The organism is Candidatus Hydrogenedentota bacterium (assembly GCA_012523015.1).
Classification (GTDB): domain Bacteria; phylum Hydrogenedentota; class Hydrogenedentia; order Hydrogenedentales; family CAITNO01; genus JAAYBJ01.
In genome coordinates this window covers 1-1,611 of record JAAYJI010000128.1, presented here as the reverse complement: position 1 = coordinate 1,611, position 1,611 = coordinate 1, and the positions used below count along the sequence as shown (strand labels likewise).

The following is a 1,611-nucleotide window of genomic DNA, read 5'->3' as shown; positions in this document are numbered from 1 at the left end:
TATCCGGTCAGCCACAAGGAAAAGCGATCTGCTAAATAGATGAGACCAACAAATACGATGAGCATGGCGGCCACGTGCAGCGCCATGTTCAGCCCAATCGATGCGCCCCGAGTCGCCGCATCAAAAATGTTACGGCTGTCCACTTCCACCGAAATGTGATCTTCCGACAGGGTTTCCGGGATTTCCTGTTCCGGCACCAAGAGTTTCGCCAGAAGGATTGCGGCAGGCGCACTCATCAAGGACGCCGTAAGTAAATGTCCCGGTTCCGCGCCGAAATTGGCATAGGCAACCATGACGCTGGCGGCAATGGTGGCGAGAAAGGCGGTCATAATGGTAAAGAGCTCGGACCGTGTCATACGCTGCAGATAACCGCCCAGCGCGGACATGGATTCAATACCGGTGAAGACCAACAAAGCAGCGCCGAAACTTTCCGCCCCCGACGTTTTCAAGCTGCGCCGCATGAGCCACGCCATCGCACGCACCACCGCCTGTATGACGCCCAAATGTTGGAGTATGGCGGCAACACCGGCTACAAAAATGATTACGGGCAGCACGTTAAACGCAAAAAGTGCGTTGACAACAAAGGACTCCTCCACGACCATTTGTCCATCAGCGCCGGGTGTCATGACCTGTTCGAGCACAAAGAGGCGGCTGAGATTCCCAAATACAAAAGAAGCACCTTCCGTGCTTGCATCACTGATCACATTAAAGACACCGTTCACCCCTTGAAACAACCATCTGCCTAAGGCGGTGTGCAAGACCAGAACCGCCAAGATAAGCTGCAGTCCAAGCCCCCAAAAGATAATGCGAAATGATACGATACGTCTGTTTTCTGAAAAGAGCAGCGCCACCACAATCATCACGAACAAGCCGAGAAGGCTTAGCATGCGCAAGCCTAAATCTGCACCCATGACCAGTCTCCAATTCCGGCGATCAGCGTCGCCGTGTTGTGGGATTCACATCTCACTCCAAGCTTTTCTTAAAATCCACCGCGTCCTGAATCTGATCGGTGGCGATAAAATCGACGCCGGCAACCACTGCCGCTTTCCAACGCTGCTGCACCGCCTCAAGAGAGCCAAAGTTGTAGCCGGGATTGCCACCCTGACCAAGATGAACAATAGGATTTCTACCGTCAAGTCCGTAGAAACGAATCCAGTATCCTTGCTTATGGGCATTGCTCACCAAGGCGTTGAGGCGCGCAGCGGCTTCCTCCGTCCAAGCGCCCGCCTGAGGCTGTCCTTGCGGTTCCACATCGCGCCATGAATAATTTATCCAGCGCCTAAAATTATCGGCAGGCCGCTCGGCATTGCCTGATCCGAAAATAAATAAGCTGCCGCCTACCGGAACCGCGTCATAAAAATGCGCCCTTTCACGAGCGCCGCCGCCTGCAAGGATGAGCATGGGTTTGAGCGTAATAGGCGCGACCGGCAACGGCTCCGCTCCTTTGGGAGCCGTACACAGCCAAGGTTCATAGCTGCGAATTAAATCGTAGACTGCCCTGTGAAGCCCGGGCGCGTCACCACGTATGTCATTAATGTTCAGCGTAATCAAAGGCCAATGGTGCGTGTCATCGCTTTGTAATGCCTCTTCCATGATGGGGCGCAACCGCTC

General features: G+C 54.1%; 2 protein-coding genes. Both read right to left on the bottom strand.

All coding sequences use genetic code 11. The features are described from left to right. The coding region (locus GX117_05460; GenBank protein NLO32791.1) for a NupC/NupG family nucleoside CNT transporter at positions 1 to 911 on the bottom strand (911 nt) is incomplete at its 3' end. A gap of 52 nt (positions 912 to 963) precedes the next feature. Continuing rightward, positions 964 to 1,611, bottom strand: a 648-nt coding sequence (locus tag GX117_05455) for a hypothetical protein (GenBank protein NLO32790.1), incomplete at its 5' end; no start/stop codon positions are given.